This is a genomic window from Roseateles toxinivorans, from assembly GCF_004362525.1.
Taxonomy (GTDB): domain Bacteria; phylum Pseudomonadota; class Gammaproteobacteria; order Burkholderiales; family Burkholderiaceae_C; genus Paucibacter; species Paucibacter toxinivorans.
In genome coordinates this window covers 69,609-86,564 of sequence record NZ_SNXS01000007.1, presented here as the reverse complement: position 1 = coordinate 86,564, position 16,956 = coordinate 69,609, and the positions used below count along the sequence as shown (strand labels likewise).

Below are 16,956 nucleotides of genomic sequence, written 5' to 3'. Positions count from 1 at the left end.
TCCCCTTCAGGCTGCAGCAGCTGCTGTACTGCGGCGCGACTGCACCAGCGTGGCGAAGTACAGGTCTTCGAGGCCGCCCTCGACCGGCTCGAAGCCTGCCGCCGGCACGGTGTCGGCCAGCACATGGATGACGGTCTGGCCGCCGCGCAGGCGGTTCGAGATCACATTCATTTCGGCCTGGTAGCTGCCTAGGCGGGCCGACTCGATGGCGCGGCGCCAGACCCGGCCCTGCAGTTCTCGGGTCAGGTCTTGCGGGGCCCCGGTCTGCACGATGCGGCCCTGGTTGATGATAGCCATCCTCGGGCACAGATCGGCCACGTCATCGACGATATGGGTCGAGAGGATGACGACCACGTTCTCGCCGATCTCGGCCAGCAGGTTGTTGAAGCGGTTGCGCTCCTCGGGGTCCAGGCCGGCGGTGGGCTCGTCGACGATGATCAGCTGCGGCTTGCCGATCAGCGCCTGGGCCACGCCGAAGCGCTGGCGCATGCCTCCCGAGTAGCCGGCCACGGCCTTCTTGCGCACTTCCCAGAGGTTGACCTGGGTGAGCAGGGTTTCCACGGTGTCGCGGCGCTCGCCCTTGCCGGCAATGCCCTTGAGCACGGCCAGATGATCCAGCAGGTCATAGGCCGAGACGCGCGGATAGACGCCAAAGTCCTGCGGCAGATAGCCCAGCGTGGCGCGCAGCCGCTCGGGCTGCTTGATGACATCGATGTCACCGAACTGGATGCTGCCGGCGCTGGGGGTCTGCAGCGTGGCGATGCAGCGCATCAGGGTGGATTTGCCGGCGCCGTTGGGGCCCAGCAGGCCGAACATGCCCTTGGGAATGTCGAGGGTGGCGTTGTCCAGCGCCTTCGTGCCGTTGGCATAGACATGGGTCAGGCCTGTGAGCTTGAGCATGGTGGAGGTCCTCCGGTGTTTTTCTGAAGTGGCCGAGTTTCTTTGGCAAAGGCGTCGAGCGCGAGCGGCTTGCGAGAGACGGCACCATTGTGCGAATGGGCTGCACGATAGGGCGCATGAGCGGCTGTCGGTGTAATCGGCAATTGAGTCCCGGCGATGACCTGCCCAGAATCGGGCATGCCTATCTCCTACCGACTGCTGGCCCCGCTGACGGCGCTCTGCGCGCTGATCGCAATCCTGTCCCAGAGCGGCCTGTGGCTGCCGCGCGAATGGGGCTATGTCGCCAAGCCGCTGACCACGCTGCTGATCATCGCCCATGCGATGCAGCGCGGGCGGGCCACACCGCAGCTGCGCCGCTGGGTACTGGCCGGGCTGTGGTTCTCGCTGGTCGGCGACATCGCGCTGATGTGGCCCAAGGAGGGCTTTCTGCCGGGGCTGGTGGCCTTTCTGATCGCCCATCTCTGCTATCTGTGGGCCTTCACGCGGCTGCAAGGCCTTGCAGCCTGGCCCTGGCCATTTGTGTTCTATGCCTTGCTTGCCGGCGGCATCCTCAGCGGCCTGTGGTCCGGTGTGCCGGAGGCGCTGCGCGTGCCGGTGCTGGCCTATGTGCTGTGTCTGAGCGCCATGGGTGCCCAGGCGGCGGTGGTTGGCTGGCGTGCACGCGGCACCGCAGAGGCGCGCCGCCATGCCGTGCTGGCCCTGGGCGGCCTGTTGTTCGTGATCTCGGACGCGTTTCTGGCCACCAACAAATTCGCCGGGCCGCTGCCGCTGGCCAGCGTCTGGGTGCTGAGCACCTACTGGGCTGCGCAGTGGTGCATCGCGTCCGGGCTGGCACGCTCGCGATCCGCTTCCTAGGGATTGACGCGGCGTTTGGTCGGATCAGGATGAGACATCTGCGACCCCGGAGTGCCCTGATGAAAACCCTGCCCATGCTCGCCGCTGCTGTGCTGTTGTCTGGGGCTGCCCAGGCCGCCACTGTCTATACCCAGGACTTCGAGTCCGGCGCGGACGCCGCCTGGAGCGGCGCGGGGTTTGTGGCGGGAACGGCCGGCCTGGGCAGTTTCGGATTTGGTGCCCAGCATCTGTTCAATGCGACGCAGTCGGCCAGCCTGCTGAGCCTGTCGTCGCTGGCGTTCCACACCACGCTGACGCTCAGCTTCGATCTGGCGCTGTGGGACAGCGTTGATGGCAATCCCGGCAGCTTCCCCTACGGCGACATGATCGTCGTGATGGTGGACGGCAACCCTGTCATCAGCCAGCTGTTCGGCAACTACGGCACGCCGAACGGGCTTTCACTGGGCCCGGGCACGGTGATCGTCGAGAACAACGCGGATCGCGGCAATAACGCTGGCTTTGTGGACAGCGCCCGGGCGGTGTCCCTGACGCTGGCGCACAGCGGCGCCTCGGCGGTCATCAGCTTTGCCTTCCCGAACTCGCAGGGCGGCGGCGACGAGGCCATCGGCATCGACAATGTGGCGGTCGCCATCAATGCCGTCCCTGAACCATCGACCTATGCCTTGATGGGCCTGGGCCTGTTGGGGGTGGCGGGCTGGGCGCGGCGGCGCGGCTGAAGTTGATCCTGGCCGGCCGAAGTACCGCCCCAGTCAGTCGAGGGCATTACATCCCTTTGAACAGGTGGGTGTAGCTGCGGCTCACTTCCAGCTTCTCGTTCAGGCCCTTGATGCCGACCATCTGGCGGCCGCGCAGGTCGCGGGTCACACCGGCAATCGCCTTGGTGTTGACCAGGGTCGAGCGGTGGATCTGCCAGAACTGCTCCGGGTCCAGCTCATCGACCAGTTCCTTGATCGGCTTGCGTATCAGGGCCTCGATGGTGGCGGTCTGCACCCGGGTGTATTTCTCGTCGGAGATGAAAAACAGCACATCGTCGACCGGAATCATCTGTATGGCCTGGCCGACGGTGGCCTGTATCCACTTCAGCGGCTGAGTGCCGGTCGGCTTCAGCTGCTGTGACAAGCGGTGCAGCAATTGCTGCAGCTGGGGCGGCGGCGCATCGGTGGTGGCGGTGTCGGCGCCGTTTTGATGGTCATGGCGCTGGGCCAGACGCTTGCGGATGCGCTCCACGGTGATGGTCAGGCGCTCCCGCTCGGCGGGCTTCAGCACATAGTCCACCACCCCCTGCTCGAAGGCCTCGATGGCGTACTGGTCATAGGCGGTGATGAAGACGATCTCGCAGTCCGGCCAGTCGCCGCCTTCGTTCTGCTCGTTGTCCGGCAACTGCGCGATCTCGCGGGCCGCCTCGACGCCTGTCATGCCGGGCATGCGGATGTCCAGGAACACCAGGTCAGGCTTGTGCTCGGCCACCAGCTGCACGGCCTCGATGCCGTTCTTGGCCTCGGCAACGATCTGCAGCTCGGGCCAGACCTCGGCCAGGCGGGCGCGCAGCTGCTCGCGCATCAGGCGTTCGTCGTCGGCAAGCACGGCGCGCGGGGCGGAATTGGATTGGAGTACGTCGTTCATGGCCGAATCGTAGCGGTATTCGTGGCCCGGATGCCGATCCGGGTCAGCGCTTGACCCGATTCCGCCGCGCCAGCCAGATCAGCGGCAGCAGCAGTATCAGCACCGGTGACAACGCCAGCGCGCCCACGCCCACCAGGGCCAGCACCCCCAGTCCGAGGCCCAGGGCCAGCATCAGCAGCGGCAGGGCCAGGCCAAGAATCAGCGACAGAGGCACCACCACCACGATGACCACGGCGGCGATGGCAATCCCCATCGCGCCCATCAGCAGGTGGCCGGGGTGCAGTTCGGTGACGGGCAGGTCCCAGCCGTTGATGGTCACATTCATGTCCGGCATGGTGAACAGATTGACGGTGACCAGCAGGCCGAAGGCCAGGGTCAGCAGCCCCATCACGATGGCGGCGCCGAAGATGAACTTGAGCAGTGATTTCATGCAAACACTCCTTCTCTGGCGCTGTAAGGCACGCTGATGCTGACCACCGTGCCGGACGGCGAGTTTTCGGTCACCGCCAAGGTGGCCTTGTTGCCATAGAGCAGTTGCAGGCGCTCGCGGATATTGGCCAGGCCCACGCCGGTGCCGGCGGTGGCGGCCTTGCCAAAGCCCAGGCCGGTGTCGGCCACGGTGACGCAGAGCTTGCCGTGCACGATCTCGGCCTTGACGGTCAGGGTGCCGCCCTCGGCCTTGGGCTCCAGGCCATGTTTGATCGCGTTCTCGACCAGACTCTGGATCATCATCGGCGGGAACTCGGCCGAGAGCAGGCCCTCGGGCACCTGGATGTCGGTCATCAACCGCTCTTCCATGCGCACCTTGAGGATCTCAAGATACGGCTTGATCACAGCCAGCTCGCGGCCCAGGTCGCGCACGCCGGTGGCATTGGCCTCGCGCATCGTCGGCATCGAGGCGCGCAGCAGGGCGATCAAGTTCTTCTGCATGATCGAGGCGCGTGGCGGGTCGGTCTCGATCAGATGATCGATGGAGGCCAGCGTGTTGAACAGGAAGTGCGGCTCGACCTGGGCCTGCATGGCCGCCATCCGCGCCTCGACGACCTGGCGTTTCAGCGACTCGGCCTCGGCCGTCTCGGTGGCCTGGGCGGCCTTGACCTCGGCCTGGATGCGGCCCTTGTAGGTGACCTTGATGATCACCGAGCCCAGAATCAGCAGCAGGGACAGCTGCATCAGGAAGTCGCCGAAGCGCACCACCCGCACCCGGCGGCGGGTACCAGGCTCGGCGGCCTGCATCTCCTCGAAGCTGCGCTGCTTCTCTTCAAGCGCCTGCTGGGCCTGCTCGATGGCCTGCTGCTTGTCGTCCAGCGCCTCCTGAACGGCTTGGCGTGCCTCTTCGACGGCCTCCTTGATCGCCTCCCGGTCGGGCGAGCTGGGCAGGTCGATGCGTATTGACGGCAGCTTGGAGGCCTCGGATGCCGCACCCTCGGGGGCGCTGGCGGCGCCGCGCGGCAGCACGCGGATGCCTCGCTCGTCTATGGTCACGTCGTAGTGAACGGACGGGCTGCTGGGCTTGGCGGCCTTTTCCGGCTTCGCGGCTTTCTCGATCTTGGCCGGTTTCTGTGGTTTGGCCGCCTTGACGGGTACTTCCTCGACCTGCTCGTCGATGCGCCAGGTGAACGGTGGCAGGTCTTGCAGGATGCTCGATGCGATCAGCAGCAGCAGCGACAGCAGTACAAAGCGCGTCCAGGTGATGCTGACCAGCCAGCTGGCATAGACATGGAAGCCGCGCATCACATTGCTGGCGAAGCGCTGCCAACCGTGAACCGGGGCTGGCTTGGAGGGGTACTGCGCGTTCATCGGAGCGGGGCCTTGTTCATTGCAATCCGGGGACTGGTTTCATCAGGACTGGTTTGCACTGTACCGGCAGGGGGGGCAGGGGCACGACGGCCAGGCGATGTAGTGCCCAGGTCGGGGAACAGGCTGCACGAATGGCAGACAGTCGGTGCGGGCGCTGGCGCCCGATGTCACGAATTTGTCATTTCTGCGGCAAATCCGGGTCGCGAAGGGCCTCGACCTGAATCAGCAGTCGGACCTTGTCTCCGACAAAGGGCAGACCGAAGGTGGCGCCAAACTCGCTGCGCAGCAGCGTGGCCTCGAAGTCGCCGCCGCAGACCTCGGTCTTCAGCCGCTCATCTTGGCGGCAGGCAAAGCGCAGCGCCTTCAGGGCCAGCGGCTGGCTGATGCCGCGCAAGGTGAACTCGCCTCGCACCTCATCCACGCGACCGTCGCTGTAGGCAAACCGGCTGGCCACGAACCAGGCCTGGGGGTGGCCGCTGCTGTCAAGCAGATCGGGCTGGCGCAGCCGGGCGTCGAGCACCTTCAGGCCGGTGTCCACCGTGGCGGTGTCAACGCTCAGGCCGACCTCGCCACGCTGGGCGGCGGCGTCCAGGGTCACAAGCCCGTTCAGCATGGCAAAACGTCCACGCAGGGTGGACGTCTTGAAGTGCGAGACCTCGAACTGCACGGTGCTGTGCAGCGGGTCGAGCCGGTAGGTCACCGGCTGGGCCGCGAGCGCGCAGGGCCAGACCAGGCAGAACAGCAGCCGGGCCGGCCCGCGCGTCATCGAACTTACTGTTGGCGAACGGCTTCGACCTGGATCACCAGGCGCACGGCGTCCGGGAAGCCCCAGTTCAGGCCGTAGTTGATGCCGTACTGGCTGCGGATGATGGTGGTCTCGAAGTCGCCGCCGCAGACCTCGCGCTTGAACATCGGGTTCTGGTAGCAATTGAAGTTGGTGGCCTTCAGCGTCACCGGCAGGGTCTTGTCGCGCAGTGTCAGGGTGCCGGCCACTTCGGTGACCTTGTCGCCGTTGAACGTGAACTTGTCGCCGACGAACTTGGCGGTCGGGAACTTGGCCGACGAGAAGAAATCGTCGCTCTGCAGATGCTTGTCCATGGGCGCGACGCCGGTGTTGACGGCCATCATGTCCAGCGTCAGCTCGACCTTGCCGGTCTTGGCTGCGCGGTCCAGCTGCACGGTGCCTTCCTTCTTGTCGAAGCGGCCGCGATTCGTCGAAGTGCCGAAGTGCGAGATCTCGTAGCCGACGAAGGTGTGCGTCGGGTCTATCGTGTAGTTGACGGTCTCGGCTTGGGCCAGGGTGGCCAGGCTCAGCAGGGCGGCAGCGATCAGGGTCTTGTTCATGGGTGATTCTCGTTGCAGAAGGGTTGGGATGGAAAAGGGATCAGAGCGGTGCCAGGCCGTTCAGGGTCAGCTTGAACTTGACCTGCACGTCGTTGGCGACCATCGAGGTGTCGGACCATTCGCCCTCGCCGATCTTGAATTCGAGGCGCTTGATGGCGAAGGCGCCGGTGGCGGTGCTGACGGCACCGGCCTGGGCGATCGTCACCGGCACGGTGATGTCGCGGGTCTGGCCCTTGATGCTCAGCTTGCCGGTCACGTCAAACTTGCCCGGGCCGCTGGCCTTGATGGCGCTGCTCTGGAAGCTGGCCTGCGGGATCTTCTTGGCATCGAACCAGGCCGCCTTGGCCAGCTCGGCGTCGAACTCGGGGGCGCCCAGGGTGGCGCTGGCGATGTCGATCGTGAAGGCGACCTTGCCGGTCTCGGGCTTCTTCGGGTCGAAGGCGATCTGGGCATCGAAGCGCTTGAACTTGCCGTCCACCGGCACGCCCATCTGCTTGCTGGTGAAGCTGACGTCGCTTTGCGCGGGCACCAGCACGGCGGGCTTGGCCTGGGCCCAGGCGGCTCCGGCCAGGGCCAGCAGCAGGGTGCTGCCGAACAGCAGTTTGGAGTTCAGTGAAGTCATGATGGTCTCTGTATGGGTGGGTTCCAGCCGCGGCCGGGCAGCATGCGCTTGAGCAACCCGTCGCGATCGATGAACTGGTGTTTCAGCGCCGCGGCAATGTGCAGCAGCACCAGGGCGGCCAGGCCCTTGGCCAGAATGCCGTGCAGCGGCTTGATGGTCTCGGCCAGCGCCTTGTCCACGCCCATCAGATCGGGCAGTGGCAGCAGGCCGAACCAGACGATGGGGAAGCCCGCCGCCGAGCTGTAGGCCCATCCGGACAGCGGCACCGCGAAGAACAGCAGATAGAGCAGGCCGTGGGTGAGGTGCGCGGCCTTGTTCTGCCAGGCCGGGGCGGGCAGGTCGGCCGGCGGGCGGTGCGTCAGGCGCCAAAGCAGACGCAGGGCAGACAGGGTCAGGATCGTCACGCCGGCCCATTTGTGCCAGTTGTAGAGCTTGAGCCGACCCGGCGAGAAGGGCAGCTCCACCATGTACAGGCCGACGCCGAGCGAGATCACGATGGCCACGGCCAGCAGCCAGTGAAAGGCCATGGCGACCGGCGTGTAGCGCGTTGACTGGGTGGAGATGGTGTTCATCGGGCTGGGGTTCTGATTCGGTGACTGAAGTGTCGGCCGGCGCCACGCTTTGGCGGTTCACCCTGCTTGACCCCTGGGTTCACATGATTTGAACGATGGGCTCCGACCGGCACCCGTGCCGGTGGTTCCGCTGCCCGCGAAAGAAAGAGTTACCGCCCGTAGCGGCGCATCAGCGCAGCGCGGCGCGAGGGCTGCAGGTTGGCGCGACTCACGTCGCCGCCATAGTGCGCCAGCAGGCGCTTGTCCATCACCGCAAACCACAGCGGTGGCAGATAGGCCAGCAACAGCATCGCCGCGTAGCCAGAGGGCAGTTGCGGACTTTGCTCGAAGTGCCGCAGGGCCTGGTAGCGCCGGCCCGGGTGGGCATGGTGGTCGCTGTGGCGCTGCAACTGGTACAGGAACAGATTCGAAACCACATGGCTGGAGTTCCACGAATGCTCGGGCGCGCAGCGCACCGGCCGGCCCCGCGGATCGAGCTCGCGCAGCAGGCCGTAGTGCTCGATGTAGTTCACCACCTCCAGCAAGGAGGCGCCGTAAAAAGCCTGTATCAGCAAAAAGGGCAGCACGCCCCAGCCCAGCCAGAGGCACAGGCCGCCGAAGAGAAGCACCGTCATGCTCCAGGCCTGCAGGCATTCATTGCGCCAGTGCCAGGCGGCCAGGCCCCTGGCGCGTAGCTTGGTCGCTTCCAGCGCCCAGGCCGAGGCCACGCTGCCGATCAGGGTGCGCGGCAGAAAGGCCCAGAAGCTCTCGCCCATGCGGGAGCTGGCCGGGTCCTGCGGCGTGGCCACATGGAGATGGTGGCCGCGGTTGTGCTCGACATAGAAGTGCCCATAGGCCACCGGCGCCAGCGCGATGCGCGACAACCAGCGCTCCCAGCGCGGCAGCTTGTGGCCCAGCTCGTGGGCGGTGTTGATGCCCACGCCGTTGATGCCACCGACGCTGAGTATCAGCCCGGCCCAGCCGATGAGGGTCAGGTCGTGCGTGGCGGCGATCCAGGCGCCGTGCACCGTCAGCGCGAACTGGAAGGGAATGAAGGCCACGACGATGGCCCGATACCAGAAGTCACGCTCCAGGCCGGCCATGGCCTCGGCGGGCGGGTTGCTGGCATCGGCGCCGAGCAGCAGGTCCAGCAGCGGGATCAGGATGTACATCACCGCGCTGCTGACCCACAGCCAGTATTCCTGGCCCGTGGTCTGGTACTGGATCAGGTTCAGCCACACCAGGCCCGGAAAGGCCGGCGACAGCAGCCACCACCGGCGCTTGCCATCACGCCAGGGGCGTGCGGGCAGGCGGGGTGGGGCGGCGGTGTTCATCCGCAGATGCTGATCCCGCTCCGGCTCCCGGTCAAGCCAGGGTTACCACTTCATCTCGCCCTTGTTGACCTTGGCGCCGATGTCCAGCGCAATGCCCAGACCCGCCTGGGGATAGGCGGCCTGCAGCGTCGCGATCAGCGCGGCGGCGTTGGCGGCCTTGGGCAGCTCGGCCTCGAAGCGCTGCAGATAGGCCCGGGTGTAGCTCACCGTCGAGGCGTCCTGCGCTGTGCCTGGCAACATATGGCCGGGCACTACGATGGCGGGCTGCAACGCGGCAATGCCGTCCAGCTTGGCGACCCAGGCGGCGCGCTCCGCCACTGTCTGCGTGTCAGCCGTCCAGGCATGCAGGCCGCCGAACACATTGACGCCGCCGACCACCGCCTTGATCGACGGGATCCACACATAGCTGCGATGGGCCAGCCTGTCGTCCAGGCCACGCACTTCCAGCGTGCGGCCTTCCAGCTGCAGGGTGTTGCCGGTCATCAGCTCGGGCAGCACCGGCTTGCGCGGGGCATTTGCGCCCAGACGCGGGCCCCAGACCTGCAGCTTGGTCGGCAGCGAGGCCTCGATCTTCTTCAGCGTCGGCGCGGTGGTGACGATCTTCGCCTCCGGGAATTCCTGGCGCAGCACTTCGAGGCCGAAGTAGTAGTCCGGGTCGGCGGCGCTGACGTAAATGGTGCTCAGCTTCTTGCCGCTGTCCAGCACGGCGGCAGCCACGCGCAGCGCGTCGGCGCGGGTAAAGCCGGCGTCCAGCAGGATCGCCTCCTTGGCGCCGGTGACCAGCACCGAGTTGACATGGAAGCTGGCCGGGCCGTGGTTGATGACCTTCAGCTCCAGCGGCGCCGGGGCGGCCGCGGTCTGCGCATCGGCGGCGACCATGGCGGTGGCGAGGGCGGCGGTGAGGCCGATTTGCTTGAAGAGGCGGGGCAGGTGGTTCATGGTGGTACCAGTCGTGTTGCGATGGACTGAACTTTATTTGTGCCGACTTGATTGATAAACAGCAGCATACGAGACTGTTTGTTGCATAAATCGAGCATATTAGAGGCCATGGACCAGCTAAAAGGAATGCAGGTATTCGTCGAGGTGGTCGATCGCGGCAGCCTGACCGCGGCCGCCGAAGCGCTGGACATGTCCCGTGCGATGACCTCCCGCCATCTGGAGGCGCTGGAGCAATGGCTGGGCGCGCGACTGCTGCAGCGCAGCACCCGCCGCTTAAGCCTGACCGACGCCGGCGCCGAGGCCCTGCCGCGCTGCCGCCAGATGGTGGAGCTGGCCGAGGAAACGCGCCAGGTGGCCGGCGCCCGGCACCAGACTGTCAGCGGCCGGCTGCGCGTCACCGCCAGCATGTCGTTCGCCCAGCAGCACATCGCCCCGGCGGTGGCCGAGTTCCTGGCCCTGCATCCGCAGACCGGCATCGAACTGCTTGCCTCGGAGCATGCGGTGAACCTGGTCGAAGACCGCATCGATCTGGCCCTGCGCATCAGCAACCAGCTCGACCCGGCCCTGATCGCCCGGCGACTGACGGTGTGCCGTTCGGTGGTCTGCGCGGCACCAAGCTATCTGGCGGCCCGGGGCACGCCGGCCGAACCGACGGAGCTGTCAGCGCATGCCTGCGTCGGCCACGCCCGCTTCGGCAGCGATCAGTGGCTTCTGCAGCGCGGCACCGAGCGCATCAGCGTGCCGCTGGCCCCGCCGCGCCTGCGTGCCAACGAGGCGATGGTGCTGCTGCAGGCCCTGCTGGCCGGCGCCGGCATCGGCCTGCAGCCCACCTATCTGGCCGGCCCGCTGCTCGCCAGCGGTGCCCTGGTGCGCGTGCTGCCCGACTGGGAGCCGGAGCAGCTGGGCGTACACGCCGTCTACACCAGCCGGCGCCACCAGCCGCTGCTGCTGCGGACGTTTGTGGACTTTCTGGCGGCGCGGCTTGATGCCGACACGCCCTACTGGGACGTCAAGCCGCCACTTTGACGCCCTGCCCCCGCCACTGCCCCATCAGCGCCGCCCACTTGGCGCGAGCCGCGACCAGGTGGCGCTCCTTCACGTGGCCGTAGCCGCGGATGTCTTCCGGAATGCGGGCGATGTCGCAGGCCAGGGCCAGCTTGTCGATGTTCAGACCCTGCAGCACCTCCTCGATGCTGGCGCGGTACTCGGCGATCAAGGCGCGTTCCATCTTGCGTTCTTCGGTGTAGCCGAACACGTCGAAGGCGGTGCCGCGCAGGCCCTTCAGCTTGGCGAGCAGGCCGAAGGCGCTGCGTATCCAGGGGCCGAAGGGCTGCTTGATCAATTCGCCCTTGTCGTTCTTCTTGGCCGTCAGCGGGGGTGCCAGGTGGTGCACCAGCTTGTAATCGCCTTCGAACATGCCGGCGACCTTATCGGTGAAGCTCTTGTCGGTGTGCAGGCGGGCAACCTCGTACTCGTCCTTGTAGGCCATCAGCTTGAACAGGTAGCGGGCCACGGCCTCGCTGAGCTTGGTGCTGTTGTGACCGCCTGTGCCCAGCTTCGCTTCGGCGGCTTTCACCTTGTCGACGAAGGCCGTGTACTGCGCGGCGTAGGCGGCGTCCTGGTAGTCGGTCAGGAAGGCTGTGCGCTTGGCAATCATCTCGGCCAGGCCAGGCTTCTTGACGAATTCGATCACCTGCGCGGCCTTGAACAGGGCCTGCACGGCGCCCAGGTCATGGGCGCAGCGACGGCCCCACTCAAACGCCGACTTGTTGTTGGCGACCTGCACGCCGTTCAGCTCGATGGCGCGCATCAGCGCGGCATGGCTCAGCGGCACCCGGCCCTTTTGCCAGGCGTAGCCCAGCATCAGCGGGTTGGTGTAGATCGAGTCGCCGACCAGTTGCACCGCCACCTGCTCGGCGTCGAACGAGCCGATCAGCTCCTTGCTCGCCGCTGCGGCAATCGCCGCATCGCAGTTGCCGCCCGGGAACTGCCAATCCGGGTTCTTGACAAAGGCGGCCGTCGGCGTGCCGTGGCTGTTCAGCGCAACAAAGGTGCGGCCTGGCTGCATCACCGCCAGGGTGTACTTGTTGGCCGAGACAATCGGGTCGCAGCCGATCACCAGATCGGCCTTGGCCGTGTCCACCTTGGTGGTGAAGATGGCATCCGGCCGGTTCGCGATCTGGATGTGGCTCCAGGTCGCGCCGCCCTTTTGCGCCAGGCCGCCGGCGTCCTGCGTGACCACGCCCTTGCCTTCGAGGTGGGCGGCCATGCCCAGCAACTGGCCGATGGTGATCACGCCGGTGCCGCCGACACCGCCGACGACGATGCCCCAGGCCTGCTCGCACAGCGGCAGCGCGGGCTCTGGAATTGCCGGCAAGGCGCTCAGGTCGCCCTTGGCTTCCTTCTTCGCCTTCTTCAGTGCGCCGCCCTCGACGGTGATGAAGCTCGGGCAGAAGCCCTTCACGCAGGAGTAGTCCTTGTTGCAGGTGTTCTGGTTGATGCGGCGCTTGCGGCCGAACTCGGTCTCGACCGGCTCGACGCTGAGGCAGTTGCTCTGCACCGAGCAGTCGCCGCAGCCTTCGCAGACCAACTCGTTGATGATGACGGTTTTGTCCGGCGTCTTCATCGTGCCGCGCTTGCGGCGGCGGCGCTTCTCGGTGGCGCAGGTCTGGTCGTAGATGATGGCGGTCGTGCCCTTGATCTCACGGAACTCGCGCTGGATCGCGTCCAAGGTGTCGCGGTGGTGCACGGTCACGCCCGGTTCCAGCGCCACGCCCTCGTACTTCTGGGGCTCGTCGGTCACGATCACCAGCTTCATCACGCCCTCGGCGGTGAGGCTCTTCATGATCTGCAGCACCGTGTGGCCCTCGGCCCGCTCGCCGACTTTCTGGCCGCCGGTCATCGCCACCGCGTCGTTGTAGAGCACCTTGTAGGTGATGTTCACACCGGCGGCGATGCTCTGGCGAATCGCCAGCAGGCCGCTGTGGAAGTAGGTGCCGTCACCGAGGTTGGAGAACACATGGGTGTCGGTCGTGAACGGCGCCTGGCCGACCCAGGCCACGCCCTCGCCACCCATCTGGCTGAAGGTGATGGTGCTGCGGTCCATCCAGGTGGCCATGTAGTGGCAGCCGATGCCGCCCAGGGCGCGCGAACCCTCGGGCACGCGGGTGCTGGTGTTGTGCGGGCAGCCGCTGCAGAACCAGGGGGCGCGCTCGCCGGTGTCGGTCTTCAGCTCGATCAGGGCGCGCTCCTTGGCATCAATCACCGCCAGGCGCTCGTCCATGCGGTTGACGATGTCGCGGTCCACGCCCAGCTTCTTCAGCCGCTTGGCAATCGCCTTGGCGATGATGGCCGGCGTCAGGTCGGCCTTGGGGCGCAGCAGCCAGTTCTCGCTCGGGTTGGGCAGGCCCCATTCACCGCTTTCATTGCCACCGGCCTCGTCGAACTTGCCCAGCACGTTCGGGCGCACATCGGCGCGCCAGTTGTAGAGCTGTTCCTTCAGCTGGTACTCGATGACCTGGCGCTTCTCCTCGACCACCAGCACCTCTTGCAGGCCCTGGCAGAAGTCACGGGTGATCGTCGCTTCCAGCGGCCAGACCACATTGACCTTGTGCAGGCGAATGCCAAGGCGGTTGCAGGTGTCGTCATCCAGGCCCAGATCGGCCAGCGCCTGGCGCGTGTCGTTGAAGGCCTTGCCGGTGGCGATGATGCCGAAGCGATCGTTCGCGGTGGCGATGACGTTGTGGTTCAGCTTGTTGGCGCGCACATAGGCCAGGGCCGCATACCACTTGTAATCCATCAAGCGCGCTTCCTGCTCCAGCGGCGCATCGGGCCAGCGGATGTGCAGGCCGCCGGGTGGCATCTGGAAGTCTTCGGGGAGGATGATCTTGACGCGGTCCGGATCGACCGACACCGAGGCCGAGGACTCCACCACTTCCTGAATCGTCTTCATGCCCGACCAGACGCCCGAGAAGCGGCTCATCGCGATCGCGTGCAGGCCCATGTCCAGGATGTCCTGCACATTCGACGGGAAGAACACCGGCAGGCCGCAGGCCTTGAAGATGTGGTCGCTCTGGTGCGGCGCGGTGCTGCTCTTGGAGACATGGTCGTCGGCGGCGATGGCGATCACGCCGCCATGCTTGGCCGTGCCGGCCATGTTCGCGTGCTTGAACACATCGCAGGTGCGGTCAACACCCGGCCCCTTGCCGTACCAGATGCCGAACACGCCGTCGAACTTCTTCGACTGCGGAAACAGATCCAGCTGCTGCGAGCCCCACACGGCGGTGGCGCCCAGCTCCTCGTTGACGCCGGGCTGGAACACGATGTTGTGCGCGTCCAGATGCTTCTTGGCCGCGACCAGGGCCTGGTCATAGCCGCCCAGCGGCGAGCCGCGATAGCCGCTGATGAAGCCGCCGGTGTTCAGCCCGGCCAGCTTGTCGCGCTGCTGCTGCAGCATCGGCAAGCGCACCAGCGCCTGCACCCCGCTCATGAAGGCGCGGCCCGAGTCGAGGCTGTACTTGTCGTCCAGCGTGACCAGTTCCAGCGCGCGGCGGACGGATTCGGGCAGGGGTGCATTCATCGATGAGGCTCCAGAGAGTGAGCAGACGGGGCAGATCGGGCAGAGGACACGGGCCTGGCTTGTGACCGGGGCGCGGCTTCAGACGAAGAAAAAGGCGGTGCCGCGAGTGTAGGCAAAGGCCTGCGCGGGGTGCTTTCTTTCTGTGGCTGCAAAATGGGGTCTGGCGCAAGAATCTTGCTCAATAACCACTTTGGAGTGACGATTGGCATCCAGAACCCCCAAAACCGGGCAAACCACTAGAAGTTTGACGGGCGCCAAGCCACGCGCTGATGCGCAGGCCGCCGCCGATGAGGCCAGTCTGCCTGAAACGCTGGACCGTTACCACATCGCCATCCTGCACGAGCTGCAGCTCGACGCCCGCCTGTCCAACGCCGAGCTGGCCGCCCGCATCGGCCTGTCGGCCGCGCCGACCTGGCGGCGCGTCAAATGGCTGGAGGAGCAGGGCTATATCACCGGCTACCGCGCCGAGATCGACCGCCGCAAGGTGGGGCTGGGCGTGCTCGCCTTCGTGCGGCTGGACGCCGACCGCAACACCGGCGCCGCGACCAAGGAGTTGGAGGAAGCGATCCGCCGGCTGCCCGAGGTGATCTCCTGCCACTACATCTCCGGGGCGGGCACCTTCGAGTTACAGGTCCTGGCCACCGATCTGGACGCGTTCTCGCGCTTCTCTATCGACACCCTGCTGCATCTGCCGAATGTGAAGGACATTCACACCAGCTTCTCGCTGGGCGAGGTGAAGGCGGGGGCGGCGATGCCGCTTTCGCATCTGGTGCCCAGGTAGCAGAGAGAGACCTTGGAGCCCACGGCCTGCCGTCCTACACCAGCATGCGACGCCGGCCGATTCCGTGCCTGCCGGGTCTCGGATACCTTGAGATTTAGCGGCCATGTAGCCGCTCCAATCTCAGGAGATCCCATGAACCGCTCGACTATTCCCTACGCATTTGCTGCATTGATCATTGCCATCTCAAGCACTGGCTGCTCGAGCATGAGCAGGAACACGGTGACCGGTGCAGGCATTGGCGGCGTCGCGGGCGCCGTGATCACGGGCGGCAGCCCGACCGGCGCGGCCGTTGGTGCCGTCGTTGGCGGTGTGATCGGCAATGAAATCGACAAGAAGAAGTAAAGGGTCCAGACCTGGCCGTAGGCCCCGCCCTACAAAAAGTCTGGCTGCGGACTGATGGAGTCCGGGCCGATGCGAGGCCATAAATAGAACACAGGCAGCAGGAATCCAACCGTCCGCAGCAGTCTGTTTCTTTCATCCACGTTCATTCAAGGAGGCTCCCTATGAGCAGCAATCCCGTCATTTCCTCTGACAAGGTCGAAGGCACCTCGGTATACAACGCCAACGGCGACAAGCTGGGTTCGATCGACGACCTGATGATTGACAAGCGCACCGGCCTGGTGCGCTATGCGGCGCTGGAGTTTGGCGGCTTCCTGGGCATGGGCACCGACCGCTATCCCATCCCTTGGAGCATGCTGAAGTACGACACCACGCTCGATGGCTATGTCGTGCCGCTGGGCGCGGATCAGCTCGAGAAGGCGCCGCGCTATGAGTCCAGCAACGAGCCGGTCTATTCCGACGATTACGGCCGCAAGGTCTATGACTACTACGGCGTCGGCTGGTAGGACTCATTTCTGAGGCATTACAGCCTTCCGAGCTATAGCAGCTCGGTGCTCTGACAGACCTGCCCGTATTCGCCCTGCAGATTGGCCAGGGCGACGCGGTGCAGGTCTTCGGCATTGCGCGGGCGGCCATCGAGGTCGGGGCGGTCAAAGCAGTAGCAGGCATCGGCGACGACCTGGCAGTCAAAGCCCAGGCAGCCGGCGCTGCGCACCGTGGCCTCGACCGACATATTCGTGCTGACGCCGACGAACACCAGGCGGCGAATGCCGCGCTGGTGCAGCCAGCGCTCCAGACCCGTGTGGGCGAAGGCGTCGGTGACATGCTTGTCCACCACATGCTCGCTAGGCAGCGGTGCCAGGAGCGCCTGGAACTCGGCGCCGGCCTGGCCGGGCCAGAAGGGCGAGCCCGGCGTGCGCGACAGGTGGCGCACATGCACCACGGGCTGCCCGCGCTCGCGCCAGGCGGTCAGCAACTCGGCGATGCGGGCCTCGGCCTCGGGGTTGTTGCGCGGGCTGGTCGCCGCGGCCATGCCTTGCTGCATGTCGATGAGTATCAGTGCGGTGGTGTCGTTCGAGGTGTTCGTCATGGCATGGGCCTGGCGCATCCGGTCCGCTCGGGCGGTGAAAGCCCAGCATTGTGCTTGTGCCCTCACCCTACCCCTTCATTCGGGGGGGGGCGCCCGCGCGTTGACCGATGGCAATGCACAGACGCCGGCCCGATGCCTATACTTTAGCTGGGTGCAAGCGCGGCTGGCGCTGACCTCCTTTGCTGACGATCAACGCAGG

18 protein-coding genes are annotated in these 16,956 nt (G+C 66.0%); 6 read left to right on the top strand and 12 right to left on the bottom strand.

Annotated elements, in window-relative coordinates:
* Positions 1 to 6: 6 nt before the first annotated feature.
* Positions 7 to 900, bottom strand: a complete 894-nt coding sequence (locus tag DES47_RS22295) for an ABC transporter ATP-binding protein (protein WP_133702976.1) — start codon at positions 898 to 900, stop codon at positions 7 to 9.
* Between the two features lie 177 nt (positions 901 to 1,077).
* Between DES47_RS22295 and DES47_RS22290 the strand changes: the two genes are divergently transcribed.
* Entirely contained in the window at positions 1,078 to 1,755 is a 678-nt protein-coding gene (locus DES47_RS22290) for a lysoplasmalogenase (RefSeq protein WP_166652124.1), read from the top strand.
* Between the two features lie 59 nt (positions 1,756 to 1,814).
* Positions 1,815 to 2,471, top strand: a complete 657-nt coding sequence (locus tag DES47_RS22285; protein ID WP_133702974.1) for a PEP-CTERM sorting domain-containing protein — start codon at positions 1,815 to 1,817, stop codon at positions 2,469 to 2,471.
* A gap of 46 nt (positions 2,472 to 2,517) precedes the next feature.
* Here DES47_RS22285 and DES47_RS22280 read toward each other — a convergent pair whose 3' ends face one another.
* The 9 genes from DES47_RS22280 to DES47_RS22240 all read right to left on the bottom strand — a co-directional run bounded on the left by DES47_RS22280 (position 2,518) and on the right by DES47_RS22240 (position 9,908).
* Positions 2,518 to 3,378, bottom strand: coding sequence for a LytR/AlgR family response regulator transcription factor (locus tag DES47_RS22280; RefSeq protein ID WP_133702973.1), 861 nt, complete (start codon positions 3,376 to 3,378; stop codon positions 2,518 to 2,520).
* A 43-nt stretch (positions 3,379 to 3,421) separates the two neighbouring features.
* Complete coding sequence (locus DES47_RS22275) at positions 3,422 to 3,808, bottom strand: hypothetical protein (protein WP_133702972.1); 387 nt, start codon at positions 3,806 to 3,808, stop codon at positions 3,422 to 3,424.
* Positions 3,805 to 5,178 carry a sensor histidine kinase gene (locus DES47_RS22270; RefSeq protein WP_133702971.1) on the bottom strand — a complete coding sequence of 458 codons (1,374 nt, stop codon included), beginning with the start codon at positions 5,176 to 5,178 and terminating at the stop codon, positions 3,805 to 3,807. Before DES47_RS22270 ends, DES47_RS22275 begins: the two co-directional genes overlap by 4 nt.
* A gap of 178 nt (positions 5,179 to 5,356) precedes the next feature.
* Positions 5,357 to 5,944, bottom strand: coding sequence for a YceI family protein (locus DES47_RS22265; RefSeq protein ID WP_133702970.1), 588 nt, complete (start codon positions 5,942 to 5,944; stop codon positions 5,357 to 5,359).
* A 5-nt stretch (positions 5,945 to 5,949) separates the two neighbouring features.
* Positions 5,950 to 6,522 (bottom strand): YceI family protein, encoded by a 573-nt coding sequence (locus tag DES47_RS22260; RefSeq protein WP_133702969.1) that lies wholly within the window; start codon positions 6,520 to 6,522, stop codon positions 5,950 to 5,952.
* A 40-nt stretch (positions 6,523 to 6,562) separates the two neighbouring features.
* On the bottom strand, positions 6,563 to 7,144 hold the full coding sequence (locus DES47_RS22255; RefSeq protein WP_133702968.1) for a YceI family protein: 582 nt from the start codon (positions 7,142 to 7,144) through the stop codon (positions 6,563 to 6,565).
* Positions 7,141 to 7,716 (bottom strand): cytochrome b, encoded by a 576-nt coding sequence (locus tag DES47_RS22250; RefSeq protein WP_133702967.1) that lies wholly within the window; start codon positions 7,714 to 7,716, stop codon positions 7,141 to 7,143. The genes DES47_RS22255 and DES47_RS22250 overlap by 4 nt, the downstream gene beginning before the upstream one ends.
* Before the next feature lie 149 nt (positions 7,717 to 7,865).
* Positions 7,866 to 9,029 (bottom strand): alkane 1-monooxygenase, encoded by a 1,164-nt coding sequence (locus DES47_RS22245; protein WP_133702966.1) that lies wholly within the window; start codon positions 9,027 to 9,029, stop codon positions 7,866 to 7,868.
* A gap of 42 nt (positions 9,030 to 9,071) precedes the next feature.
* Complete coding sequence (locus DES47_RS22240; RefSeq protein ID WP_133703062.1) at positions 9,072 to 9,908, bottom strand: MBL fold metallo-hydrolase; 837 nt, start codon at positions 9,906 to 9,908, stop codon at positions 9,072 to 9,074.
* Between the two features lie 168 nt (positions 9,909 to 10,076).
* Here DES47_RS22240 and DES47_RS22235 point away from each other — a divergent pair, with 168 nt between their 5' ends.
* A complete protein-coding gene (locus tag DES47_RS22235; protein WP_133702965.1) occupies positions 10,077 to 10,994 on the top strand; it encodes a LysR family transcriptional regulator in 918 nt (305 codons plus the stop codon).
* Here DES47_RS22235 and DES47_RS22230 read toward each other — a convergent pair.
* Positions 10,978 to 14,547 (bottom strand): indolepyruvate ferredoxin oxidoreductase family protein, encoded by a 3,570-nt coding sequence (locus tag DES47_RS22230; protein ID WP_133702964.1) that lies wholly within the window; start codon positions 14,545 to 14,547, stop codon positions 10,978 to 10,980. The genes DES47_RS22235 and DES47_RS22230 overlap by 17 nt on opposite strands.
* A 298-nt stretch (positions 14,548 to 14,845) precedes the next feature.
* Between DES47_RS22230 and DES47_RS22225 the strand changes: the two genes are divergently transcribed.
* From DES47_RS22225 to DES47_RS22215, 3 genes are all read left to right on the top strand, one after another.
* A complete protein-coding gene (locus DES47_RS22225) occupies positions 14,846 to 15,328 on the top strand; it encodes an Lrp/AsnC family transcriptional regulator (RefSeq protein WP_243748431.1) in 483 nt (160 codons plus the stop codon).
* A 132-nt stretch (positions 15,329 to 15,460) separates the two neighbouring features.
* Complete coding sequence (locus DES47_RS22220; RefSeq protein ID WP_133702962.1) at positions 15,461 to 15,670, top strand: YMGG-like glycine zipper-containing protein; 210 nt, start codon at positions 15,461 to 15,463, stop codon at positions 15,668 to 15,670.
* A gap of 161 nt (positions 15,671 to 15,831) precedes the next feature.
* Positions 15,832 to 16,173 (top strand): PRC-barrel domain-containing protein, encoded by a 342-nt coding sequence (locus DES47_RS22215; RefSeq protein ID WP_133702961.1) that lies wholly within the window; start codon positions 15,832 to 15,834, stop codon positions 16,171 to 16,173.
* A gap of 32 nt (positions 16,174 to 16,205) precedes the next feature.
* On the opposite strand, the gene DES47_RS22210 is transcribed toward DES47_RS22215, so the two are convergent.
* Positions 16,206 to 16,757 carry a cysteine hydrolase family protein gene (locus DES47_RS22210; RefSeq protein ID WP_133702960.1) on the bottom strand — a complete coding sequence of 184 codons (552 nt, stop codon included), beginning with the start codon at positions 16,755 to 16,757 and terminating at the stop codon, positions 16,206 to 16,208.
* Positions 16,758 to 16,956: the final 199 nt, after the last annotated feature.